The 21,576-nt window shown below is 63.7% G+C and carries 23 protein-coding genes; 6 read left to right on the top strand and 17 right to left on the bottom strand.

Translation table 11 applies throughout. The features are described 5' to 3' along the window. Positions 1 to 38: 38 nt before the first annotated feature. From ACK4FH_RS08705 to ACK4FH_RS08720, 4 genes are all read right to left on the bottom strand, one after another. Positions 39 to 1,235 carry an acyl-CoA dehydrogenase family protein gene (locus ACK4FH_RS08705; protein WP_409812733.1) on the bottom strand — a complete coding sequence of 399 codons (1,197 nt, stop codon included), beginning with the start codon at positions 1,233 to 1,235 and terminating at the stop codon, positions 39 to 41. A gap of 212 nt (positions 1,236 to 1,447) precedes the next feature. Beyond that, the gene (locus ACK4FH_RS08710) at positions 1,448 to 3,058 is read right to left on the bottom strand and encodes an acyl-CoA synthetase (RefSeq protein WP_409812735.1); all 1,611 of its coding nucleotides are present in this window, start codon (positions 3,056 to 3,058) and stop codon (positions 1,448 to 1,450) included. A 114-nt stretch (positions 3,059 to 3,172) separates the two neighbouring features. Further along, positions 3,173 to 4,063 (bottom strand): trypsin-like serine peptidase, encoded by an 891-nt coding sequence (locus tag ACK4FH_RS08715; RefSeq protein ID WP_409812736.1) that lies wholly within the window; start codon positions 4,061 to 4,063, stop codon positions 3,173 to 3,175. A gap of 84 nt (positions 4,064 to 4,147) precedes the next feature. Next, entirely contained in the window at positions 4,148 to 4,768 is a 621-nt protein-coding gene (locus ACK4FH_RS08720; RefSeq protein WP_409812738.1) for a hypothetical protein, read from the bottom strand. A gap of 89 nt (positions 4,769 to 4,857) precedes the next feature. Between ACK4FH_RS08720 and ACK4FH_RS08725 the strand changes: the two genes are divergently transcribed. After that, complete coding sequence (locus ACK4FH_RS08725) at positions 4,858 to 5,460, top strand: helix-turn-helix domain-containing protein (RefSeq protein ID WP_409812740.1); 603 nt, start codon at positions 4,858 to 4,860, stop codon at positions 5,458 to 5,460. 58 nt (positions 5,461 to 5,518) lie between these two features. On the opposite strand, the gene ACK4FH_RS08730 is transcribed toward ACK4FH_RS08725, so the two are convergent. Next, positions 5,519 to 6,655 (bottom strand): ferritin-like domain-containing protein, encoded by a 1,137-nt coding sequence (locus ACK4FH_RS08730; RefSeq protein WP_409812742.1) that lies wholly within the window; start codon positions 6,653 to 6,655, stop codon positions 5,519 to 5,521. A gap of 119 nt (positions 6,656 to 6,774) precedes the next feature. On the opposite strand from ACK4FH_RS08730, the gene ACK4FH_RS08735 reads away from it, so the two are divergent. Next, a complete protein-coding gene (locus tag ACK4FH_RS08735; RefSeq protein WP_409812744.1) occupies positions 6,775 to 7,587 on the top strand; it encodes an alpha/beta fold hydrolase in 813 nt (270 codons plus the stop codon). An 18-nt stretch (positions 7,588 to 7,605) separates the two neighbouring features. On the opposite strand, the gene ychF is transcribed toward ACK4FH_RS08735, so the two are convergent. The 10 genes from ychF to ACK4FH_RS08785 form a co-directional block, all read right to left on the bottom strand. Then, positions 7,606 to 8,715: a redox-regulated ATPase YchF gene (gene ychF / locus ACK4FH_RS08740; RefSeq protein ID WP_409812745.1), complete on the bottom strand. Its 1,110-nt coding sequence runs from the start codon at positions 8,713 to 8,715 to the stop codon at positions 7,606 to 7,608. A 6-nt stretch (positions 8,716 to 8,721) separates the two neighbouring features. Next, the gene (gene pth / locus ACK4FH_RS08745) at positions 8,722 to 9,336 is read right to left on the bottom strand and encodes an aminoacyl-tRNA hydrolase (protein ID WP_409812747.1); all 615 of its coding nucleotides are present in this window, start codon (positions 9,334 to 9,336) and stop codon (positions 8,722 to 8,724) included. A 26-nt stretch (positions 9,337 to 9,362) separates the two neighbouring features. Next, positions 9,363 to 10,001 (bottom strand): 50S ribosomal protein L25/general stress protein Ctc, encoded by a 639-nt coding sequence (locus tag ACK4FH_RS08750; RefSeq protein ID WP_409812748.1) that lies wholly within the window; start codon positions 9,999 to 10,001, stop codon positions 9,363 to 9,365. 141 nt (positions 10,002 to 10,142) lie between these two features. Further along, positions 10,143 to 11,078, bottom strand: a complete 936-nt coding sequence (locus ACK4FH_RS08755) for a ribose-phosphate pyrophosphokinase (protein ID WP_409812750.1) — start codon at positions 11,076 to 11,078, stop codon at positions 10,143 to 10,145. A gap of 177 nt (positions 11,079 to 11,255) precedes the next feature. Then, entirely contained in the window at positions 11,256 to 12,179 is a 924-nt protein-coding gene (locus tag ACK4FH_RS08760; protein ID WP_409812751.1) for a hypothetical protein, read from the bottom strand. 116 nt (positions 12,180 to 12,295) lie between these two features. Continuing rightward, on the bottom strand, positions 12,296 to 13,063 hold the full coding sequence (gene pgeF, locus ACK4FH_RS08765; RefSeq protein WP_409812753.1) for a peptidoglycan editing factor PgeF: 768 nt from the start codon (positions 13,061 to 13,063) through the stop codon (positions 12,296 to 12,298). A 10-nt stretch (positions 13,064 to 13,073) separates the two neighbouring features. Next, positions 13,074 to 14,150: a class I SAM-dependent methyltransferase gene (locus ACK4FH_RS08770; protein WP_409812754.1), complete on the bottom strand. Its 1,077-nt coding sequence runs from the start codon at positions 14,148 to 14,150 to the stop codon at positions 13,074 to 13,076. Further along, on the bottom strand, positions 14,147 to 14,968 hold the full coding sequence (gene lgt / locus ACK4FH_RS08775) for a prolipoprotein diacylglyceryl transferase (protein ID WP_409812756.1): 822 nt from the start codon (positions 14,966 to 14,968) through the stop codon (positions 14,147 to 14,149). The genes ACK4FH_RS08770 and lgt overlap by 4 nt, the downstream gene beginning before the upstream one ends. 158 nt (positions 14,969 to 15,126) lie before the next feature. Next, positions 15,127 to 16,392, bottom strand: coding sequence for a cytochrome P450 (locus ACK4FH_RS08780; protein ID WP_409812758.1), 1,266 nt, complete (start codon positions 16,390 to 16,392; stop codon positions 15,127 to 15,129). 107 nt (positions 16,393 to 16,499) lie between these two features. Further along, complete coding sequence (locus ACK4FH_RS08785; RefSeq protein WP_409812760.1) at positions 16,500 to 17,183, bottom strand: TetR/AcrR family transcriptional regulator; 684 nt, start codon at positions 17,181 to 17,183, stop codon at positions 16,500 to 16,502. Positions 17,184 to 17,301: 118 nt separating this feature from the next. Here ACK4FH_RS08785 and ACK4FH_RS08790 point away from each other — a divergent pair, with 118 nt between their 5' ends. The 4 genes from ACK4FH_RS08790 to ACK4FH_RS08805 all read left to right on the top strand — a co-directional run bounded on the left by ACK4FH_RS08790 (position 17,302) and on the right by ACK4FH_RS08805 (position 19,789). After that, positions 17,302 to 17,586: an accessory factor UbiK family protein gene (locus tag ACK4FH_RS08790; RefSeq protein WP_409812762.1), complete on the top strand. Its 285-nt coding sequence runs from the start codon at positions 17,302 to 17,304 to the stop codon at positions 17,584 to 17,586. Between the two features lie 179 nt (positions 17,587 to 17,765). Continuing rightward, positions 17,766 to 18,269, top strand: coding sequence for a YbjN domain-containing protein (locus tag ACK4FH_RS08795; protein WP_409812764.1), 504 nt, complete (start codon positions 17,766 to 17,768; stop codon positions 18,267 to 18,269). A gap of 35 nt (positions 18,270 to 18,304) precedes the next feature. Next, complete coding sequence (proC, locus tag ACK4FH_RS08800) at positions 18,305 to 19,129, top strand: pyrroline-5-carboxylate reductase (RefSeq protein ID WP_409812766.1); 825 nt, start codon at positions 18,305 to 18,307, stop codon at positions 19,127 to 19,129. A 51-nt stretch (positions 19,130 to 19,180) separates the two neighbouring features. Further along, on the top strand, positions 19,181 to 19,789 hold the full coding sequence (locus ACK4FH_RS08805; protein ID WP_409812767.1) for a TetR family transcriptional regulator: 609 nt from the start codon (positions 19,181 to 19,183) through the stop codon (positions 19,787 to 19,789). Here ACK4FH_RS08805 and ACK4FH_RS08810 read toward each other — a convergent pair. Together ACK4FH_RS08810 and ACK4FH_RS08815 are read right to left on the bottom strand one after the other, a co-directional pair. After that, positions 19,786 to 20,157 (bottom strand): nuclear transport factor 2 family protein, encoded by a 372-nt coding sequence (locus ACK4FH_RS08810; RefSeq protein WP_409812769.1) that lies wholly within the window; start codon positions 20,155 to 20,157, stop codon positions 19,786 to 19,788. The two genes, ACK4FH_RS08805 and ACK4FH_RS08810, sit on opposite strands and share 4 nt — an antisense overlap. Before the next feature lie 6 nt (positions 20,158 to 20,163). After that, entirely contained in the window at positions 20,164 to 21,573 is a 1,410-nt protein-coding gene (locus tag ACK4FH_RS08815) for an ATP-binding protein (RefSeq protein ID WP_409812771.1), read from the bottom strand. Positions 21,574 to 21,576 lie beyond the last annotated feature (3 nt).

Below are 21,576 nucleotides of genomic sequence, written 5' to 3' on the forward strand. Positions count from 1 at the left end.
ATCGGGAGCGCGCCGTGAAGCGCGCCCCTGACATGCGATCAGTCCGGCAGGCCGAGAACGCGCTTCGAGACGACGTTCAGCTGCACTTCGCTGGTGCCGCCCTCGATGGAATTGCCCTTGGAGCGGAGCCAGGAGCGCGTGATGCCGATTTCATCGTCGCTGAACCCGTCGCCTTCCCAGCCGAGCGCCTGTGTGCCCATCAGTTCGAGCAGCAATTCGTAGCGGCGCTTGTTCAGCTCCGTGCCGTAATATTTGAAGATCGAGCTTGCGGCGCCCGGTCCCTGACCGGCTTTCGCTTCTTCCATCGAGCGCTGCATGGTGAGTGCAAAGGCCTTCGAGTCCATCTTCTGGCGGGTGATGTGGTCGCGCAGCTGCGGGCTCGCAATCCTGCCGTCCACCTCGCCGAAATATTCTTTCGCCACCTGATCGAGACCGCCGAGGCCGCTGCCGGAGCCGACGCCGCCAAGGCCCATGCCGGAGATCATCTCGCGCTCATGCTGCAGCAGGCGCTTGGCGATGGTCCAGCCCTTGTTGAGCTCGCCGACGAGGTTGCCCTTCGGCACCTTCACATCGGTGAAGAAGGTTTCGCAGAACGGCGAGGCGCCGGAGATCATGCTGATCGGGCGGGCTTCCACGCCGGGCGACATCATGTCGAAAAGCAGGAAGCTGATGCCGTCGTGCTTCTTCGTCGGGTCGGTGCGGACGAGGCAGAAAATCCAGTCGGCCTTGTCGGCATAGGAGGTCCAGATCTTCTGGCCGTTGACGAGGTAATGGTCGCCCCTGTCTTCGCATTTCGTCTGAAGGCCCGCGAGGTCCGAGCCCGCGCCCGGTTCCGAATAGCCCTGACACCAGCGGATTTCACCGCGCACGATCTTCGGCAGATGTTCTTTCTTCTGCTCTTCATTGGCGAATTCGAGCAGGGCCGGCCCAAGCATCCAGATGCCGAAGCTCGACAGCGCCGGGCGCGCCTTGATGCGGCGCAATTCCTGCTGGAGAACGAGGTTTTCCTCTTTGGTGAGGCCGCCGCCGCCATATTCCTTCGGCCAGGCTGGCGCGGTCCAGCCGCGCGAGGCCATGCGGTCGAGCCAGAGTTTGGCTTCCGCATTCTTGTATTTGGCGTTGCGGCCGCCCCAGACCGTCTCGTCCTCGGAGGCCATGGGGGTCCGCATCGTGGGCGGGCAGTTCTCTTCGAGCCAGGCTCGGGTTTCCTGACGGAACTTCTCAAGCGCTTCCATAATCGTCTCTTTCTGCAAGCGGTTCTTGTTGCTGACACAATATCAGCCGGTCTTTGGCAGGCAACCGCGAAGCGGCAAAAAGCGCCTGTCCGCAAGGGTAGAATCATCCGCTCGACAGGCTTTATAGCGCGGGCGGCCGGGGGCGGGGATAAGTTGAAAAAGGCCGGTCCTGCGGGACCGGCCTTTTCCGTTTCAATTCAGTGCATTCGCGCTCAGGCGACGCCGAGCTCGCGCTTTGCGAATTCGGTTACACCCTTGTAGTCGGCCTTGCCGTTAGGTGCCCGGAAGGGGACCATGCCGATCAGGATACGTTTCGGCGTCTTGTAGCCCGCGAGCTTGTCGCGGACATGGGCGCGCAGGGCTTCCTCGTCGAAGCTCGATCCCTGATTGAGCTTCACGATGCCGGTGACGGCCTGTCCCCATTTCTCGTCCGGCAGGCCGACGACCAGCGCGTCCTCGACGGCGGGATGCGTCTTCAGCACTTCCTCGACCTCTTCCGGGTAGACCTTCTCGCCTGCGGTGTTGATGCAGACCGAACCTCGACCGAGCAGCGTCAGCGTGCCGTCCGGCTCCACGAGGCACCAGTCGCCGGGAATCGAATAGCGTTCGCCGCGCACCGTCTTGAAGGTCTTGGCGCTCTTTTCCGGGTCCTTGTAATAGCCGACGGGGATCGGCGCACCGAGCGCGATGAAGCCCGGCTTGCCCGAGCCCGGCACGACCGGCTCGTCGTTCTCGTCGAAGACCTTGCAGCGTTCGCCGATCTGGAACTTGGCGGTGGCAACCTCGCCATCCTTGGTCATCAGCGAAGAGCCGAGGCCAACTGCCTCGGAGGCACCGAAGCTGTCGGTCATGATGGCGTTCGGCATGTGCTGCAGGAGGCCGCGCTTCACCTCCGTCGACCACATAACGCCGGAAGAGATGATGGTGACGATGGAGGAGAGATCGTATTTACCGGGTGCCTCTTCCAGCGCGCGCAGCATCGGCTTTGCGAAGGCATCGCCGACGATTGCAACCTGCTGCACCTTGTTGCGGTCGACCGCTTCCCAAAGCTCATGCGGTTCGAGCGAGACGCTGTCGAGCGTCACGACGCAGCCGCCGGAGAGCATGTTGCCATTCGCGGTGAGAAGGCCGGTGCCATGCATCAGCGGGCAGGCAGGGATCATCGGGCCGGCCGGACCGACTTCCTTGATCGAGGCGACGAGTGCCTCCAGCGTTTCCGGCACGGGGCCGAGGCGGCGCAGAGCCGCAAGCTGCACTTCGCGCAGGTCGTCATGCGTCCACATCACACCTTTGGGCATGCCGGTGGTGCCGCCCGTATAGATGAACAGCATGTCGTCGGGCGAACGCTTGATGTCCACTTGCTCGCCGCTGCCTTGCGTGGCGAGGTCTTCGAAGCGTTCTGCAAAGGGGGCGATTTCGCCGCCGTCATTCACTTCAACGAAGGTGCCGACCTTGTTGAGCCGCGGGCGGATTTCCTCGATCACGTCGCGGAACTCGCTGCCATAGACGACGGTCTGCGCATCCGAATTGTCGAAGATGTAGAAGACTTCATCCGGCTTGTAGCGGTAGTTCACGTTCACATGGGTCAGCCGTGCCTTGTAGCAGGCGGCGAGCGTTTCCATGTACTCCGGCCGGTTGCGCATATAGAAGGCAACCTTGTCGCCGGCTTTTGCGCCGCGCTCGATCAGCGCGCGGCCAAGATTATTGCTGCGCTTTGTGGTTTCGCCCCAGGTGATGCGGCGTTTGCCGTGCACGAAGGCGGGCGCGTCTTGCGGCAGCACAGGCGAAATGGCGTCGAGGATGTCCCCGAGGTTCCAAGGCATTCTAGTCCTCCCAGACAGATGTTGAGTGCCGCCGCCTCTTTGCCGGGCGGTCGGCCAATTCTTTTGCGGCGTACTATAGGAGGGAAATGCGGAGCGGTCATCCGCAAGAGCGGGTCAGCAGGGCAGGCCGGGGCCGCCTTCGGCACTGGCGACAAGGCAGGCGACCGAGGTGCCGGGGGCACCTGTCCTCAGTACCTGTTCGATGACGTCGCGGAAAGGCCCGTCGACGCGCACGGCGGTGTTGGGGTTCATGCGGCCGTTATAGGGGCGGCCGGAAATATGGGTAATGGCGTTGAGCTGCGTCGAGTTCACGGCGACGAGATAGGAGACTCCTTTTTCGCGCAGGACCAGCGGCCCGCCGGACCAGCCCGGCATCATGTCGCAATCATGATTGAAGACGCGCTGGTCGAAGCCGTTGAGATCGGAAAAGCGCTTCGGCATCGGCCCGCATTTGTCCGACACCTGAAGCGGCCCACGCTCGCCATTGTGCCCGGCAAGAAGGAAGGTCGCGCCATTGGCGCGCAGCGTATTGGCATCTGCCTCGCCGAGTACGCGGGGAACGAGGCGGTCAAGCGCTTCAGGCAGGCGGCGGTCGAGCACAGCGACCGCCCAGTCATTGTGCCAGTTGCGATAGAGCTTCACGGCGCCGGTCTTGAGGAAAGTGATGCGCGCGGCGCGGGTGGCGTCGGCGCCGACATGGAATTCGCAATCGGTCAGGAAGCTGCCACCCGGCCCGACAAAGGCATGGGCTACCGTGACGATCACGTCGAAACGGGCCACGACATGGCGCTCGGGATCGGCAATCAGTGCGCCGACGGGGCGGCGCGTCGTGCCCTCGCAGACGATAGTGCCGACGCCGCTCATGCCGTCATCGGGACGGATGTCGCGGCGGTCGTCATTGCCGAAAATGTTGGATGCGGAGGGCGCGGGCACGAGCAGAAGGATCAGCAGACCGAGGCCTGCCGCGCGCATTGCCTTTGCGATTGCGCCATCCGTGCCGTGCATTCCGGGTAGCCCCTGGAACGATCACACCGGTGGAAAGGCTAGCACGGATGACGCAGCGTCAGCGGAACAATTCCGCGTGATCGTTCAGGCCGCTACGGGCGCTGATTTCCGCCGTCTTTTCGCCCAGGCGGCTATGCGAAGGCCGAGTGCGGCAAAGCCGAGCGCGGCGGTGGCGATGAAAATGATGCGCGGCTCGGGCGGCGCTTCGCGGGCGATGCGGCCGATATAGGAATTCATGAAAATCAGCCAGATGTAATAGCTGCCAATCAGGTGGAGCCGCCGCCAAGCCGCGGGCCCAAGTGTGCGTACCGACCAGTCATTGGAGGTGATGGCCATCAGCGAGACGAAGACATAGGCCATGCCGCCGCCGGTGATCGTCACCACGTCCGGCACCTCGCCGATCGAGACGAAAAAGCCTGTCAGCGCGCCCAGATGGATGAAATGGGCGAGCGCAAAGGAAAGGCCGATATAGCGCCGGTTGCGCCGCAGCCAGCGCGTGCCATCCGAAGGGAAAAGCTGGGCGAGGGCGCCAGCCGAGAAAGCAACGATGAAGATCAGGAAGGCAAATCGGGCCGTATAGCGCGTGAAGTGCTGCAGGCCGTCGCTCCCCATGCCCCAGATGCCGAAGCTCAGGCCAGCGATGAAGGCGGCGCCTGCGAGGGTCGCGGGGAAGAGCCAGTAGGGGCGGGAGCGGGCGTCGGCCATCGTTGCGGTTCCGGAATTTTCATACAGCGTGTATGATTTTATAGCCGAGTTTTAAAAATCATACAAGCTGTATGAAAGCATCCCGATTCATGTCCTCACTTCGCACCGCGCCTGCCAAGAAACCCTCCCGCAACCGCGTGAAGCTGATCGCGGCGGCACGGCGGCTCTTTGCCGAGAGGGGCTATGCCGATGTCGGCACGGAGGAGGTGGTGCGCGAGGCGGGGGTGACGCGCGGCGCGCTTTATCATCAGTTTGCGGATAAACGCGATCTCTTCCGCGCGGTGCTGGAAGAGATGCTGCCGGAGATCGGCCAGCGTCTCTATGAGGAGACGATGGCGCGGATCGGGCATGACCGCGAGGACCTGCAGGTCGGCGCCCGCGTATTGCTCGGCATCTATGCGGAACCGGAAGTGCGCCGCCTCTTTCTGATCGAGGGGCCGGCAGTGCTTGGACTTGGCGACTGGAAGGCGCTGCAGGCGCCGCTCTCTACGCTCTTTCTCGATCATGCGCTCCGGCATCTGGTGGAGGAGGGGCTCATCGCCGAAAGCGAAATGCCCTCGCTCAACGAACTCCTCTCCGGCGCGCTGCAACAGGCCGCACTCGGCATCGCCGCGGCGGAAGACCCGGAAGCCGCGAGGGCTTCCTACGCGGCGGGGCTCGACCGGATCATCGAGGGGCTGATGCGGGGGTGAGAAACAAAAAGGGCGGCAACCGGAGTTGCCGCCCCGATGCGTTTCTGCGACGTGTGCGTTATTCCGCAGCCGACATCTTGTCGAGTGAGTAGGCGCCGCCGCCCTGGCCGTTGAGCTGGCGCAGGAACTTGATGCCTTCTTCGGCGATGTCGTCGCCGATCATGCGGTCGCCTTCGCCATAGAGCTCCTTCATGTCAATAAAGGCGGCGTAGTTCATCGAGGTGCGGTCGGTGATGATACCGGCCTTGAGCAGCGTCTTGATCAGCACGCGGAAGATGTTGGAGCTTTCCTGCATGCTTTCGCGGATGTGCTTGTCCGTCAGCGCTTCCATGAAGGCGCCCTGCACCCATTCCCAGTCGAGACCGACTGCGGCATAGATGTGCTTCTTCTGCTCGGGGCTGCCGAGGTTATAGAGAAGCACCTGGAAGACTTCCCATGCCCAGTCCTCGATGGCGTTGCGCTGCTCTTCATTGAGGTTCGGGATTGTGCGATCGGCCCAGATCTTGCCGAACTTGTGATGGAAGGCCTCGTCCGTCATGGTGAGCTGCATCAGCTTCACCATCAGGGGGTCGCGGCCCCATTTGTAGAAGGAGGCGAAGGCGCCCATGGCGAGGCCTTCGACCAGCATCTGCATGCCAACGAGCTTCTTCCAGACGAGCGGCGAGTTGACGAGCTCCGTCAGGATGTTGCCGAGCGCCGGGCCCACGGGCACGGGCTTGCCCCAGCGGGCCTTGATGTAGTTCGAGAAGCCGGCGACATGGCGCGCTTCTTCGCGGGTCTGGTTCGCGGCATATTCCTGCGCGCCGGGGTCCTTGAGGATGTGGCAGAGCGACGCCGAAAGGGCGAGCGCGCCCGCTTCGCCGTGCAGGATCGAGGAGAGCGCCCATTGCACGTCCATGTTGACGAGCTTGATCTTCTGCTTCTCGTCGAGCTTGTCCTTCACCGCCGTTTTCAGGTCGGTGTTCTGCTCGGGATCGATGAGGTACTCATTCTCCATGTCGAAAGGCGCGGAGAAATCGACATATTTCGGATCCTGCGGGTCCCAGAAATGGTCATGGGTCGCGGAAATGATCTTGTCGAAGGCGGTGGAGCGCTTGCCGTAGCGGTCCACTTCCATCATGGCGGGGAAATCGTCGGGCGCGACCGCTTCGTAGGCCGCATCGACCGTGATATTCGTCGTGATCTTGTTCGTCATGGTTCCTCCAAACCCGGCTCAGCCGTCCTTGGGTACCAATATAGGCGCTGGGGTTAAGGGAAGCAAAATAAATGACGCCCCCGTCACGAATTTGGGGGACAAAAATGAGGAGAGGCGGGATGAAAGAGGGTTTCGCGGAGACGGCGCATGGGCGGCTCGCCTGGGTGGAGAGCGGGGGCAAGGGCCCGGCGGTGCTCTTGATTCACGGCAACTCCTCCTGCAAGGAGATGTTCGGGCGGCAGTTTTCTGCGCCGATGGCGGGGCGCTACCGGTTCATCGCCTTCGACCTGCCGGGGCATGGCAAGAGCTCGGATGCGCCTGACCCGGCTAAAACCTATTCGATCACCGGCTTTGCCGATGCGGCGATGGCGCTTCTGGAGGCGCTGAAGATCGAGCGGGCGGTCGCAATGGGCTGGTCGCTTGGCGGCCATGCAGCACTCGAGATGATGGCGCGCTGGCCGGGCACCACCGCTGCCTGGATCACGGGGACGCCGCCCGCCGGCGGCGCCGACATGGGCGAGGCGTTCCTGCCGTCGGACAAGATGGGCCTCACCTTCAAGCCGGACTTCACGGAGGAGGAGGCGCGGACCCAGGTGCAGGGCGGGCTCGGCGAGGGGGTGCCGATGGAGCCCTGGATGCTGGCGGCATCGCTCCGCGCCGACGGGCGCTTCCGGCCCCTGATGCTGCAATCGGCGGTGGAAGGCCGCGACCTCGACGGGCGGAAGATTGCGGGCGAGGCGCCGCAGCCGCTGGCCGTCGTGACGGGCGGGGCGGAGCCTTATGTGAACAATGCGTTCCTTGAGACTGTGACCTATCGCAATCTCTGGGACGGCAAGGTGCACGTCCTGCCGGGATTGGGTCACGCGCCATTCTGGGAGGCGCCGGAGGTTTTCAATCCGCTGTTCGAGAGGTTTCTCGAAGAGGTGAGTTGAGGGGCGCAGGCCCCTCGCTCAATTCGCAAAGCGGAAGTGCATCACGTCGCCGTCGGCGACGATGTAGTCCTTGCCTTCGAGACGCATCTTGCCGGCATCCTTGGCGCCCTGTTCGCCGTTCAGCGATACATAGTCGTCATAGGAAATCGTCTCTGCACGGATGAAACCCTTTTCGAAATCCGTGTGGATGACGCCGGCAGCCGCCGGTGCCCGAGTGCCCTTGGTGATGGTCCAGGCGCGGGTTTCCTTCGGTCCGACCGTGAAATAGGTGATGAGGTCGAGAAGCGCATAGCCCGCGCGGATGAGGCGGGAGAGGCCGGGCTCGGTGAGGCCCAGGGTTTCCAGATATTCGTCGCGGTCGGCGGGCGGAAGCTGTGCCACTTCTTCCTCGATGCGGGCGGAAATCACGACCGATTGCGCGCCTTCCGCCTTCGCGCGCTCTTCCACTGCTTTCGAATAGTCGTTGCCTGTCGAGGCGGAGGCTTCTTCAACGTTGCAGACATAGAGCACGGGCTTCGAGGTGAGGAGGTTCAGGCCCTCCCATGCCTTCATGTCCTCGTCCGAGACCTTGTCCTCGGCGGTCGCGATGCGCGCCGGGCGGCCGTCGCGCAGATAGGCGAGCGCGAGGTTCATCAGCTCGACCTGCTGCTTTGCATCCTTGTCGCCGCCCTTCGCCTTCTTTTCGTTGGCGGCGACGCGCTTTTCCAGGCTTTCGAGATCGGCGAGCATCAGTTCCGTCTCGACGATCTCGGCATCGGCGAGCGGGTCGATGCGGTTTTCGACATGGGTGATGTCGTCATCGACGAAGCAGCGCAGCACATAGGCGATGGCGTCCACTTCGCGGATATTGGCGAGGAACTGGTTGCCGAGGCCTTCGCCCTTCGATGCGCCTTTCACAAGGCCCGCAATATCGACGAAGGTGAGGCGCGTGGGAATGATTTCCTTGCTTTTGGCGATGGAGGCGAGCTTGTCGAGGCGTGGATCGGGAACCGCCACTTCGCCGACATTCGGCTCGATGGTGCAGAAGGGATAGTTCGCGGCCTGCGCGCTTGCCGTCTGCGTCAGCGCGTTGAACAGCGTGGACTTGCCGACATTGGGCAGTCCGACAATGCCGCATTTGAAACCCATGACCCGTTACTCTCCGTCGCTGTCTTGCTGCTTCGATTTCTTCTTCTCGGGCTCAGGATTGAGCGCGAGGTGAACCTTGTTTGCGAATGTCGCGTCCTTGCCCTGGGCGAGGAGCGGTGCTGCATCCGCCATGGCGTCCAGCATGGGTTCGACCCAGGCTGCATCCGCCTTGGCGAAATCGCCGAGCACATGGCCGAGCACACGCTCCTTGTCGCCTGGGTGGCCGATGCCGATGCGCACACGGCGGAACTCCGGCCCGATATGGGTGGCGATGGAGCGGATGCCGTTATGACCTGCCGCACCTCCGCCCGTCTTCATGCGGACCTTGCCCGCTTCGAGATCGAGTTCATCGTAAAAGACGACGATATCGGCGGGGGTGAGCTTGTAGAAGCGCATCGCCTCGCCGACAGCACGGCCGCTCTCGTTCATGTAGGTCGTGGGCTTCAGCACGATCGCCTTTTCGCCCGCAAGTGTGCCTTCGCAGACGAGCCCTTGAAAGCGCGCGCGCGATGGGGAAAAGGAATGGCGGCGGACGATCGCGTCCGCCGCCATGAATCCGACATTGTGCCTGTTCCGTGCGTATTTCTCGCCCGGATTTCCAAGACCGACGAGCAGGATCATCGCCGCCTCCCTTCAGGCAGTGAAGATCAATCGGCCTTCGTTTCGGCCTTGGCTTCAGCCTTCTCTTCCGCCTTGGCTTCGTTGTCCGCGGAGACAACGGCGGCCGGGGCGGCGATGGTCGCGATGGTGAAGTCGCGGTCGGCGATGGTCGGCTTCACATTGGCAGGCAGCGTGACCGCAGAGATGTGGATCGAGACGCCCATCTCGTAGCCCGTGAGGTCGATGTCGATCTGCTCGGGGATCGCATCCGCCGGGCAGGCGAGTTCGATCTCGTGGCGCACGATATTGAGCACGCCGCCGGCCTTGAGGCCGGGCGAGGCTTCGTGGTTGTGGAAATGCACGGGCACGTCGACGACGACGGATGCATTCTTGCCGAGACGCAGGAAATCGATATGGATGATGAAGTCGCGCACCGGTTCGAACTGCACGTCGCGGGGAATGACGCGCTCGGTCTTGCCGCCGACCTCGACATCGAGCGTGTGGCTCATGAAGGTGCCGGTCTGGTAGAGGGCGGTCACGTCCTTGTAGCTGACGGTGATGAGCTCGGGGGACTTCTTGTCACCATAGATGACGGCGGGGACGCGGCCTTCGCGGCGGAGCGAACGGACAGCCCCCTTGCTGCCTTTCTCGCGCGCCTCGGCCTTGAGCGTCAGTGACTCGGCCATAGCAAATTCTCCAATAAAAACGGGGCCTTAGAGGCCCGGGCAAATAGCCCGCAAGTCTCCTCCAGGGGTGTGGAAGTGCGGGATCGCGCGCCTTATAGCGCCTGAGGGGGAAAAACTCAACCCGTAGGGGACGTTAGGAGATCAGTCGAAAAGGCTCGAAACCGAGCGTTCTTCGGCCGTGCGGCGCATGGCCTCGCCGATCAGCGGGGCGATGGAGACGACGCGGATATTGTGCGCGACGCGGACGGCCTCGGTGGCCTGGATCGAATCCGTGATGACGAGTTCCTTGAGCTTCGAGGCGGAGACGCGGGCGACCGCGCCGCCTGACAGCACGCCATGCGTGACATAGGCGGAGACTTCGGTCGCGCCGGCCTTCAGCAGCGCATCGGCCGCATTGCAGAGGGTGCCGGCGCTGTCCACGATGTCGTCGACCAGGATGCAGGAACGGCCCGAAACATCGCCGATGATGTTCATGACTTCGGATTCGCCCGCGCGTTCGCGGCGTTTGTCCACGATGGCGAGGTCGGCGCCGATGCGCTTTGCGATTGCGCGGGCACGCACCACGCCGCCCACGTCCGGCGAGACGACCATGACGCCATTGCCGGTCTTGTAGTGCTGCTCGATATCGCGGGTCAGCACCGGGGCTGCAAAGAGATTGTCTGTCGGAATGTCGAAGAAGCCCTGGATCTGGCCGGCATGGAGATCGAGGGTCAGGACGCGGTCGGCGCCGGCGGTGGTGACCAGGTTGGCGACGAGCTTCGCAGAGATGGGCGTGCGGGCACCGGGTTTGCGGTCCTGCCGCGCATAGCCGAAATAGGGGATCACCGCCGTGATGCGGCGCGCTGAGGCGCGGCGCAGCGCATCCATGATGATCAGCGTTTCCATCAGGTGGTCGTTCGCGGGATAGGAGGTCGACTGGATTACGAAGACGTCCTCGCCGCGGACGTTTTCCTGAATTTCAACGAAGACTTCCATGTCGGCGAAGCGGCGCACGACGGATTTGGTGAGCGGCAGGTTCAGATAGGCGGCAATGGCTTCGGCAAGGGCCCGGTTGGAATTGCCCGCTATGAGTTTCATTGCGATGTCCCTGCGATTGCCTGTGTGCCGAATGGCGGGAAAAGCTGCCCCGATCCGAAAACGCCGCCCCTGGATGAAGGTCCGGTGACGGCGCGAGCGCGTTTTAACAAGGGGCCCAACCCGTGTAAACACGCAAACCTGTGCTGAAAACGGGTCGCATCAAATGGGGGCAGCGCCCTAGCCATTGGAGGCGATCCGCTCCGGCGCGGGCTGGAGTACGGCAACGACGCCATCGGCGGCGGCACGCGCCGCGGTTTCGGCGACCTCGCCCCAGCGGCCCGCGATGCGCGCGGCATCGAGCGCGTTTTTCTGGTGGATTTCGCCGAGCCGCGTGCCTTCAGCCGATTTCACCAGCCAGTGGATCGAGACGTCGGTGCGGCCGTCGCTGCGCGAGGCGGTGGCAATGCTGCCTTCGATGACGAAATTTTGGGCAGTGAGCCAGGGGGCGTTTTTCGCGCGCTCCTTCAATTCGGCATCGAGGGCGCGGGTGAGGGCGGCGGCGCCATCGCCGGGCGCCGGGCCGATGGAAATGGTGAAGGCGGCCGGTGCCGGGGCGGCAATGCTGCCGGTGACAATGGCATCGTGCGTCGCGGGCGCATTTGCGAGGCTCGGCGCTGGGCCGGGCGTGAAGGCCGCATACCATTTTGCGATCTTGCCCGCGGTTTCGGCGGCGAAGCGGCGCAGCGCGCGTTCGTCCACCGCGCTGCCTTCCAGCGTTGCCTCGCTGACGAGCCTGTGGAGCGGCCGGCCTGCCTCATCGGCAATGTCGATCACGGCGACAAGATAGGTGCCATCGCCGCCTTCGCCAGCGCCAAGCGCGCCGCCGATGGCGAAGGGAAGCGAGCCGCCGCGCGATGTCTCCTGCGTGAGATAGGTGGCAAAGATTGCCGCATCGGCGCTGCGGGCGGCTTCCAGCGGCACAATCTCGACCCTTGCCGGGGCGGCGGCATGGCCGGCGGCCTGGGTGGCGGGCGGCGCGGCGACATCATCGGCCTTGCCCGAGGCTGCCTCGTCCACGCATGCGGCGCTGGCCAGAATGGCAATGACCGCGCAGGCGCGCAGGCGGCGGAGTGCCCGTCCTTTCGCCTGCCAGCCTTGCATTGACTCTGTTTCCGATTGCACCTGGTATCGTCCCGCTGCCTGCCCGAAAGGCAGGATGTACCCGGTTACGGTTTTATCGCGATTCGGGAAGGCGGGTGCGAACTCGCAGCCCGATCTCACGGGCGGAGCATCAGCGCGGAAATCTGGCGGCCATAGTCCTTTTCCTTGCGATGCGTGGTGCGGCGGAAGGAAAAGAATCGCCTCTCGTCCTGATAGGTGCAATGGCCGAGCGCCGCCACCGTGCCGATTTCGCACGCTTCGAGGCGGGATGCGACATAGCCCGGCAGATCGAACATGAAGTGGCCGGGATGTTCCGAGGGCCCGAACCAGCGGCCATTCGCATCGCTATCGCTCAGGAACCGCTCATGAAATTCAGGGCCAACTTCATAGGCTTCCTTCGAGATGCAGGGGCCGATGGCGGCGGTAATGTTCTGCCGCTCCGCGCCGAGCCGGAGCATGGTCTCGATGGTCGTTTCGAGAACGCCGGTGACGGCGCCTTTCCAGCCGGCATGGGCGGCACCGATGACGCGGGCCTTCTTGTCTGCGAAGAGAACGGGCGCGCAGTCTGCGGTAAGGATGCCAAGCGCGATACCGTGCGTGGCCGTCACCATCGCATCGGCCTGCGGTGCGGTATCGGGTGTCCAGGGTTCAGTTACCTCGGCGACCGCGGGGCTGTGGATCTGATAGACGGTGAGCAGTTTCTCGCGCTCGACGCTCAACTTCTCCGCCACGCGGGCGCGGTTTTCGCGGACGTTTTCGGGCACATCGTCAGAGCCATAGCCGCAATTCAGCGAGGCATAGATGCCTTTCGAGACGCCGTCCTCGCGGGTGAAAAAGCCGTGGCGGATATGCGAGAGTACATCGAGGGGTTTCGCCGTCAGCATTGTTCGTTCCTCATGCGAAACCGGCAGGCGCGTCTGCGCCCGGCGGGGTGATCCCCAGCACCTTGAAGAGGCTGCCCATCTCCTGCGCGCCGGTCAACCGCGCAAGTGCGGCCTCGATATCGCGTTTCTGTGCTGCTGTTGCGTTTCGTGAGAGGCGTTCGGCGCGGGCGGCGATGCCGAGCGCCTCAAGGAAGGCGCCTTGTTCTATGGGGCCGTGCGGTTCCGCGCCGCCACGGCGGACGGCATGGGCAAGCGCCTCGAAATCGACATGGGCGGTGAGGTCCGCCTCGCCCGGCGCATCGAAGGGATCAGCGAAGCGATGGTTCCGCAGCGCCTGCAGCGTGTCGCCTGCTGCGCTTTTCGCGTAGCCATAGTCGATGATGAGGGCCGCGCCGCCGTGCCGGGCGATGCGGGCGGAGATGTCTTCGGCAATAGCGGTGGCGGCGGGGCATGTTTCGGCAATGGAACCGATGGGCGCACTTCGCACATTTGCAGCCAGCGCCTTGTCGTTTGCGGCGGCAACGGGCGGGAGGACAGGCGTGAATTTTCCATCGCGGTAGTCGACGCAGCGTTCGCACCAGCCGCGTTCCGTGCGCTGATATTGCGTGATGGGAAGCGCGTCGAAAAATTCATTGGCAATGAGGAAGAGCGGCAGAGCGGGCAGTTCGCCGATTGCGGCATGCCATTCGGCCTGCGGCACGCGGCTACGTTGCGCTTCGCGCAGGGCGGGGCTCGTCTCGACGAAATGGACGGAGGCCGCTTCCGTCATTCCCTGCACGGCGCGCATGGCGCGCAACGCATCTGCCATCAGTGTGCCGCGGCCGGGACCGAGTTCGGCAAGCGCGAAAGGGGCGGGGCTGCCGCTTGCGATCCAGCGGTCGGCGAGCCACAGGCCGACCAGCTCGCCGAACATCTGGCTCACCTCCGGCGCGGTGGTGAAGTCGCCCGCGCTGCCCAGTGGATCGCGCGTCATGTAGTAGCCATGCTCGGGATGGCCGAGCGCGAGCGCCATGTAGTGCGAGAGCGGCAGTGGCCCCGTTTCGCCGATCAGGCGAATGAGGTGATCGCGGAGATTCGCGCCGTTCATTTCTTCCGTGCGGGTTCTGCGGCGCGGGTGGCGGCAAACCACATCAGCGCTGCGCCGGCCAGCGCCATGGGGATCGACAGCACCATGCCCATCGTCAGCCATCCGCCCGCCAGATAACCGATCTGCGCATCGGGCTCGCGGAAGAATTCGACGAAGGTGCGGGCGATGCCATAGCCGCAGACGAAGGCGCCGGTCACGACACCGGGCTTCTTCAGCGTACCCAGACGCCAGATGAGGAACCAGAGAATGGCAAAGAGGAGAAGTCCTTCGAGGGCTGCTTCATAAAGCTGGCTCGGGTGGCGCGGCAGCGGGCCGCCATTCGGAAAGACGACGCCCCAGGGCACATCGGTGACGCGGCCCCACAGTTCGGCATTGATGAAGTTTGCGATGCGGCCGAAAAAGAGACCGATGGTGGCGGCGGCGCTCGTCACGTCCATCAATGAGATGAGCGGCAGCTTGCGTGAGCGCGCGAACAGATACAACGCCGCGAGTACGCCCGCAGCGCCGCCGTGGAAGCTCATGCCGCCCTGCCAGACATAGAGAATTTCAACCGGGTGCCAGAGATAGTGGCCCGGATTGTAGAAGACGACATAGCCGAGGCGGCCGCCGAGAATGACGCCGAGCGCCACCCAGAGCAGCATGTCGTCGGCATCGGTTTTCGTGATGGGCGACTTTTCCGGCCAGAGGCGACCCGCTTCGGCGAGCATCGCGACATAGCGCCAGCCGAGGATGAGGCCCGCGATATAGGCGAGCGCATACCAGCGGATGGCGAAGGGGCCAATCTGGATCAGGATGGGGTCAATATCGGGAAAGGGCATGAGGCTCCGGCTTTCGGCTCTGGCGATGCGCGCCAGTGTGGCGTGGCCGTGCCTCAAGTCAAGGAATGGGGCAGGTGGGCCGCAAATGCAGGCTCCGCTTCAAACAGTTCGGGCGGCCAACTGGCCGCCCATATCGTTCGATATGCCGCCTGGTGGCGTCAGTTCTTCGTCGGAATCAGAACCTTCATCGATTCATAGCCGCGCACGAAGGTGGAATAGCTGCGCTTCGGTTCAGCGGTGACGATGATTTCCGGGAAGCGCTTCAGGATTTCTTCCCAGATGATCGTGAGCTGCAGTTCGGCGAGGCGGTTGCCGACGCAGCGATGGATGCCGAAGCCGAAGGAGATGTGCTGGCGCGGCCGGGCGCGGTCGATGATGTAGTCGTTCGGACGCTCGATGACTTCATCGTCGCGGTTGCCCGAAAGGTACCACATGACGACCTTGTCGCCCTCGCGGATCTTCTTGCCCTGGAAGTCGATGTCGCGGTTCGCGGTGCGGCGCATATGCGCGAGCGGCGTCTGCCAGCGGATCGTCTCGGACACCATCGGCGTGACGAGCGAGGGATCGTTGCGGAGCTTTGCGAACTGGTCCGGGTTCTGGTTGAGCGCTAGAATGGAGCCGGAGATGGTATTCCGTGTCGTGTCGTTGCCGCCGACGGTCAGCAGCACGACATTGCCGAAATATTCGCGCGGTTCCATGTTCCGCGTCTCGGGGTGATGGGCGAGCATGGAAATAAGGTCGCCCACCGGCTCGGCGTTGACCTTCTCGTTCCAGAGATTGTTGAAATAAGTCGAATACTCGCCGAAGATTTCAAGCTTCTGCTCGAAGGTTTCGACAAGGCCGCCCGGTGCCGGAATGGCTGTGACGACATCCGACCAGTAGGTGATCTTGCGGCGGTCTTCCTGCGGCGCGCCGAACAGCGTCGCCAGCGTCATCGCGGTAAGTTCCTTCGAGACGAGGTCGACCCAGTCGAATTCCTCTCCGATCGGCAGGTTGTCGAGAATGCCTGCCGCGCGTTCGCGGATCTGCGGCGCCATCTGCGCCAGCGCTGAGGGGGCGACGGCGGGGCTGACTGCCTTGCGCTGCACGTCGTGGCGCGGCGGGTCCATGGCGATGAACATGGGCAGCGGCTCGAAATTTTCCTGGCCGCCGCTGATGGTGATGCCGCCCTTCATGTAGTCGGACGAAAACACCTGATGGTTCGTGTCGACAGCCATGATGTCGTTATATTTGGTGATCGACCAATAGGGGCCATAGTCGCTTTCCGGCGTGAAATGGACCGGGTCTTCGGCGCGCAGACGCTCGAAATAGGGAAGCACCGCATCGGCCTCGAACAGCGCCGGCTGCGCGGGGTTCAGCGTTTCGAGTGGCTGGGCGTAAGCCGCCTCGCGGTCGAGAGCCTTCTTTGAAACCTGCTCGTTCATAATATGATTCCTCCGGTCTGATGCGGGTACTGGAGCGGCATTCCGGGCATTCGAACAGCGTTCTGCAATGCCGGAAATTGCGGGAACGCTGCGGCTTTCCGTCCCGATCAGGCGGTGCGGTCGATCAGGAAGGCGGCGCCTGTCAGCAGTTTTTCGATCCGTTCGGGCGGAATTTCACCGGGCGGGTAGGATGCGATGATGGCTGCGATGCCGCGTCCCATCGCCCAGATCGCATGGGCGGCATTTTCCTGATGTTCTGGCGGCAGGCGGTCGTCCTCTTCCATCGAGGCGCGATAGGCGGCAATCGTCGCAAGTTCCGCCTCGCGTAGCGCGCCATGCTGGGCCATCAGATGCTCGTCGAACATCAGCGTGGCGAGAGCGGGGTGGGCCAGCACGAAATTGAAGAAGGCCCGCGCAGCGGCGCGCATGGGCGGGGCGTGTTCCGGCAGGGTGCGGAAATGCTCGATTTCGCGCTGCAGGTCGTGGAAGCCTGTGAGCGCCAGCTGCAGCAGCAATTCTTCCTTGCTGGCGAAGTAGTGATAGATCGAGGTGAGGCCGATGCCGGCGCTGTCGGCAATGGCACGCAGGCTCAAGGCGGCGACGCCCTTTTCGGCGAGGATCTGCATGGCGGCGGCGAGCGTGCGCGCGCGGACGCTGTCGATTGCGAGCAGAGTGTCCGAAGGCCGCGTGCTCTCCGCATCCTTGCGGGCGAACAGCGGCTTGCCGCTCGCAATGGCGCTCAGCGCATCGCGGATGCCTGCGGGCAGGTCCGTTTTCCTGTCTTTTGCCATGTGTCCATCGGTCCGGGGGCGGCGGTGGCGGAACTCTAGCATGAGGCCTCCGGGTGGGTTCGCTTTTCGCGCGCGCTACGACTATGTTGCCACCGAAGCATCGTAAGCGGAGCAGCCCATGACCCAGACCCAGAACCGGATTTTCGACGAGCTTGGCCGGCTTTTCACCAATGCGGCGGGCGCCGCGCAGGGTGTCAGGCAGGAGATCGAGACGGTCATCAAGGGGCAGGCCGAGCGGCTCATCGCCGATATGGACCTTGTGACGCGCGAGGAGTTCGAGGCGGTGCGCGCCATGGCGCAGCTTGCCCGCGAGGAGAACGAGGCGCTGAAGGCGCGGATCGAGGCGCTCGAGGCGGCTGCGTCGAAAAAGGCCGCCAGGAAGGCCGCAAGCGCGGACGACTGAGGCCGCCTGCTTCATCCACAGATTCGGCCCGGATTTCCCCACCTATCGGACCGCCGAGGGTTGCACCGACTCAATGTGTCGGGCACGGTTGTCTGGTATTCAAGGGGCGGGCAGCCCACTAGATGTAGGGTCCGGCGGGTAACCTCCGGTTCTAGCGGGCAACCCGAGCGGGGTGATGAATGTCAGGCTCTGTCGCCGAAGCCGAAGAATTCGACGGCAATCCGCTTGATCTACTCGAACAAGTCGCCTCTATCCGCGACTGGTTCTTCGAGCGAAGCCATGAGGATGAGCTGAATATCTGCGTCGCGGGCGAGTGGCGGGACTATCAGCTGTCGCTTAACTGGCGGAACGATATTTCCGGCCTTCATGTCGCCTGCACGCTGGACCTCAAGGTGCCGCCGGAAAAGCGGCCTGTGGTGCGCCACCTCATTACCCTCATCAACGAGCAGCTCTGGTCCGGCCATTTCGACATCTGGTCGGATGAGGGCGCGGTGCTTTACCGCAACAGCTTGCTGCTCTGCGGCGGGGCGGCGGCAACGCCCGAACAATGCGAGGCGCTGCTTCGGCTCGCCGTGGAAGCCTGCGAACGCTATTATCCGGCGCTGCAATTCGTGATGTGGGCGGGGAAATCGGCCGAGGAGGCCATTGCCGCTGCCATGTTCGAAACGCAGGGAAGCGCCTGACGCGCCGACGGTTTCCTCAGAAGACGGTTCCAGAGATGACAGTTTCGATCGAGCGTCCGCTTGTACTGGTGGGTGCGGGCAAGATGGGCAGTGCGCTGCTTTCCGGCTGGCTTCAGGGCGGGCTTTCGCCCTCGCTCGTGTATGTGCGCGAGCCGCAGGCCACGGACGAGATCCGCGCGCTTGGGGCGAAGGGGCTGAAGCTCAATGCGCCGGTCGAGGAGATTGCGGCGGCGCAGCCTGCGCTGGTGCTGATTGCGGTGAAGCCGCAGGCGATGGGCGCTGTGCTGCCGGAACTCAAGCCGCTGGTCGGGCCCGCGACCGTGTTTTTGTCGATCGCGGCGGGGACGGGACTTCAGCGGCTGGAGGAACTGCTCGGCGCCGATGTGGCCGCAATCCGCGCCATGCCGAATACGCCAGCCGCCGTGGGGCGGGGCGTCACGGTTGCCCATGCGAACCGGCATGTGACGGCGGAACAGCGCGCGCTGGCCGATGGGCTGCTCGCGGCGGTGGGCGAAGTCGGCTGGGTCGAAAGCGAGGGCCTTATCGACGCGGTGACGGCGATTTCGGGCAGCGGGCCTGCCTATGTGTTCCATCTCGTCGAATGTCTTGCGGCGGCGGGTGAGGCGCTGGGGCTCGATCAGGCGCTTGCAATGAAGCTTGCGCGCGAGACGGTCAGCGGCGCGGGCGAGATGCTGCACCGGCTGCCCGAACCTGCCTCCGAACTCCGCGCCAATGTGACCTCGCCGGGCGGCACGACCGCGGCGGCCCTTGATGTGCTGATGGGCGAGGGCGGCTTGTCGCCGCTGATGCGCCGGGCGGCAACGGCGGCGCGGGACCGGGCGCGCGAGCTTGGCAAGTAGGCTCGCCATCGGGCCTTACGGGGCCTATGTTCTGTCCGACAGGAGAACAACATGGCCCGCAAGAGCGACCCGGAAGAGAAAATCATCAATGCCGCGATGAAGCTCGCCGCCGCACAAGGCTGGCGAGACCTGACGCTTGCCGATATTGCGAAGGCGGCGAAGCTGAAACTTTCGGAAATGCCGGCGCATTTCCCGTCCAGGACCGCCATTCTCGCCGCCTATGGCAGGCGGATCGACGCGCGGGTGCTGGATGAAGCCTCCGCCGAAGATATGGACAGCGAAAGCGCGCGCGACCGGCTGTTCGATGTGCTGATGATGCGCTTCGATGCGATGGCGCCGGAAAAGAAGGCGCTGAAGCGCATTGCCGAGGACATGAAGCGCGAGCCGCTTTCTTCCGCCGTGCTGGCGCGGCCGATGCTGCAATCCATGAGCTGGATGCTCGAAGCCGCAGGTATCGACTCGTCCGGCTTCGCAGGCGCCTTGCGGGCGAGGGGCCTCGCACTCATCTGGGCTTCGGCGTTCAACACCTGGCTCGAGGATGATGACGATCAGTCGAAGACCATGGCCGTGCTCGACAGGAGACTGGCGGACGCCACCATGCTGATCGAACGCGTGTCGCGCTTCATGCCGAAGCGCCGCGAGGCCGGGGAAGCAGCCTAGAAGTGAAACACGCGGCAGGCGGTGAGCTTGCCACCTTTCCATTCGAGGATTTCGGCAACGCGCTTTCGCGCCGCCTCGTCGTCATTCACCACGCGCCAGTATTCGATGGCGGCGCGGCCTTCCTCATCCGTTCCTTCGGCGATGACGCTGGTTATGTCGGCGCGGAAGCTTGTGAGCACTTTCGCGACTTCCGCCGCATAGGCGCGCAGTTCGGCGGGGCCATGAAGCGTTCCATCGGCGCGCTTCATGCGCGCGGTCACGGCGGCGCTCATATGGGTGGCGTCATCGGCATAGAGGGCGGCGACCTTGTCCGGGTCGAGGCTCGACCAGGCCGCCTGCCATTTAAGAACCATCGCCGGAATTATCATTCGCTGTCACACCGGCAGATGGATGATGGCGCGCAACCCGCCCATGGGGCTGCGGGTGAGCGTGATGTCGCCGCCATGACCGCGCGCAATGTCGCGGGCGATTGCAAGGCCAAGGCCCGTGCCGCCTTCGTCGAGATTGCGCGCCGCGTCGAGCCGGTAGAAGGGGCGGAACACTTCTTCCAGCAGTTCTTCAGGTATGCCTTCGCCGTCATCATCCACCAGAATGTCGATGCTGCCATCCTCATCGCTTTCCGCATCGCGGATCGCGGTCACCCAGACATGGGGCGCATATTTACCGGCATTGTCTATGATGTTCGTCAGGCAGCGCTTGAAGGCATTGCGCCTGAGCGGCAGCGTGAGATCGCCATGCAGATCGAGCTTGACATTGTGGCCCTTGCGGATTGCATCGTCCTTCACTTCGGCGATGAGGTCGGCAAGGTCGGTTTCGACGGACGCCTCGCCCTGATGGCCGCGCGCGAATTCGAGATAGTCTTCGAGCATCCTTTCCATCTCGGCAATGTCTTCGTGCAGTTCGGCCACTTCCGGGCCGTCGGGCAGCATGGCGAGCTGCAGCTTGAAGCGCGTCAGCGGGGTACGCAGATCGTGGCTGACGCCGGCAAGCATGGCTGTGCGCTGCTCGATCTGGCGTTCGATGCGCGCCCGCATTTCCATGAAGGCCTGCGCGGCACGGCGCACTTCGGAAGCGCCTTGCGGGCGGAAGCTCTCGACATCGCGGCCCATGCCGAAGGATTCGGCCGCGGCGGCAAGACGCTCGATGGGACGAATCTGGTTTCTCAGAAAAATTATCGCGACGATGATAAGCACGATCGACGTGCCGACCATCCAGACGATGAAGATATGCGAGTTCGAGGCATAGACCTGGGACGCCGGCGTCAGCACGCGCATCACGCCGCCATTATAGGCGATGCGAATGTCGACATAGCGGTTCTGCCGCATCGTGTTGATCCAGTAGGGCCGCGCGATGCGCTTGCGGATTTCGTCGTTGAGCGAGTCCGCCAGCAATCCTCCGACCAATGATGGGGATTCCGGCAGCGTTTCGCCGTCGAGGAAGGCGATGGGGAGGCCGAGATTGTCGCCCGCGCGTTTGGTGATGCGGGACGCATGGAAGGGAGAGGGGTCTTCCTCGAATTCGTCGAGCAGCATTGCAATTTCGGCGATGGTCTTGGCCGAAAGGCGCTCGGTGACGAGCTGCCAGTGCCGCTCCAGAAAGACATAGGTGACGACGACCTGCAGCAGCACCATCGGCGCCACGATGATGATGAGCGAGCGCCAATAGAGGCCGGACGGCATCAGCCGTTTCAGCAGCATGAAGGGGTGAAGCGCGGGCATGGCCGGTGCCCCGCGTTTGCCGGGCGGCAGTGCCTGTGTCTTGCTCTCGGTGTCCGCGCTTGTCATATG

It is taken from the genome of Parvibaculum sp. (assembly GCF_046297875.1).
Lineage (GTDB): Bacteria > Pseudomonadota > Alphaproteobacteria > Parvibaculales > Parvibaculaceae > Parvibaculum.

Excerpts from the sequence above, each read along its gene's own strand:
- ACK4FH_RS08705 (WP_409812733.1), bottom strand. The coding sequence starts at position 1,235 with ATGGAAGCGCTTGAGAAGTTCCGTCAGGAAACCCGAGCCTGGCTCGAA.
- ACK4FH_RS08710 (WP_409812735.1), bottom strand. The coding sequence starts at position 3,058 with ATGCCTTGGAACCTCGGGGACATCCTCGACGCCATTTCGCCTGTGCTG.
- ACK4FH_RS08715 (WP_409812736.1), bottom strand. The coding sequence starts at position 4,063 with ATGCACGGCACGGATGGCGCAATCGCAAAGGCAATGCGCGCGGCAGGC.
- ACK4FH_RS08720 (WP_409812738.1), bottom strand. The coding sequence starts at position 4,768 with ATGGCCGACGCCCGCTCCCGCCCCTACTGGCTCTTCCCCGCGACCCTC.
- ACK4FH_RS08725 (WP_409812740.1), top strand. The coding sequence starts at position 4,858 with ATGTCCTCACTTCGCACCGCGCCTGCCAAGAAACCCTCCCGCAACCGC.
- ACK4FH_RS08730 (WP_409812742.1), bottom strand. The coding sequence starts at position 6,655 with ATGACGAACAAGATCACGACGAATATCACGGTCGATGCGGCCTACGAA.
- ACK4FH_RS08735 (WP_409812744.1), top strand. The coding sequence starts at position 6,775 with ATGAAAGAGGGTTTCGCGGAGACGGCGCATGGGCGGCTCGCCTGGGTG.
- ychF (WP_409812745.1), bottom strand. The coding sequence starts at position 8,715 with ATGGGTTTCAAATGCGGCATTGTCGGACTGCCCAATGTCGGCAAGTCC.
- pth (WP_409812747.1), bottom strand. The coding sequence starts at position 9,336 with ATGATCCTGCTCGTCGGTCTTGGAAATCCGGGCGAGAAATACGCACGG.
- ACK4FH_RS08750 (WP_409812748.1), bottom strand. The coding sequence starts at position 10,001 with ATGGCCGAGTCACTGACGCTCAAGGCCGAGGCGCGCGAGAAAGGCAGC.
- ACK4FH_RS08755 (WP_409812750.1), bottom strand. The coding sequence starts at position 11,078 with ATGAAACTCATAGCGGGCAATTCCAACCGGGCCCTTGCCGAAGCCATT.
- ACK4FH_RS08760 (WP_409812751.1), bottom strand. The coding sequence starts at position 12,179 with ATGCAAGGCTGGCAGGCGAAAGGACGGGCACTCCGCCGCCTGCGCGCC.
- pgeF (WP_409812753.1), bottom strand. The coding sequence starts at position 13,063 with ATGCTGACGGCGAAACCCCTCGATGTACTCTCGCATATCCGCCACGGC.
- ACK4FH_RS08770 (WP_409812754.1), bottom strand. The coding sequence starts at position 14,150 with ATGAACGGCGCGAATCTCCGCGATCACCTCATTCGCCTGATCGGCGAA.
- lgt (WP_409812756.1), bottom strand. The coding sequence starts at position 14,968 with ATGCCCTTTCCCGATATTGACCCCATCCTGATCCAGATTGGCCCCTTC.
- ACK4FH_RS08780 (WP_409812758.1), bottom strand. The coding sequence starts at position 16,392 with ATGAACGAGCAGGTTTCAAAGAAGGCTCTCGACCGCGAGGCGGCTTAC.
- ACK4FH_RS08785 (WP_409812760.1), bottom strand. The coding sequence starts at position 17,183 with ATGGCAAAAGACAGGAAAACGGACCTGCCCGCAGGCATCCGCGATGCG.
- ACK4FH_RS08790 (WP_409812762.1), top strand. The coding sequence starts at position 17,302 with ATGACCCAGACCCAGAACCGGATTTTCGACGAGCTTGGCCGGCTTTTC.
- ACK4FH_RS08795 (WP_409812764.1), top strand. The coding sequence starts at position 17,766 with ATGTCAGGCTCTGTCGCCGAAGCCGAAGAATTCGACGGCAATCCGCTT.
- proC (WP_409812766.1), top strand. The coding sequence starts at position 18,305 with ATGACAGTTTCGATCGAGCGTCCGCTTGTACTGGTGGGTGCGGGCAAG.
- ACK4FH_RS08805 (WP_409812767.1), top strand. The coding sequence starts at position 19,181 with ATGGCCCGCAAGAGCGACCCGGAAGAGAAAATCATCAATGCCGCGATG.
- ACK4FH_RS08810 (WP_409812769.1), bottom strand. The coding sequence starts at position 20,157 with ATGATAATTCCGGCGATGGTTCTTAAATGGCAGGCGGCCTGGTCGAGC.
- ACK4FH_RS08815 (WP_409812771.1), bottom strand. The coding sequence starts at position 21,573 with ATGACAAGCGCGGACACCGAGAGCAAGACACAGGCACTGCCGCCCGGC.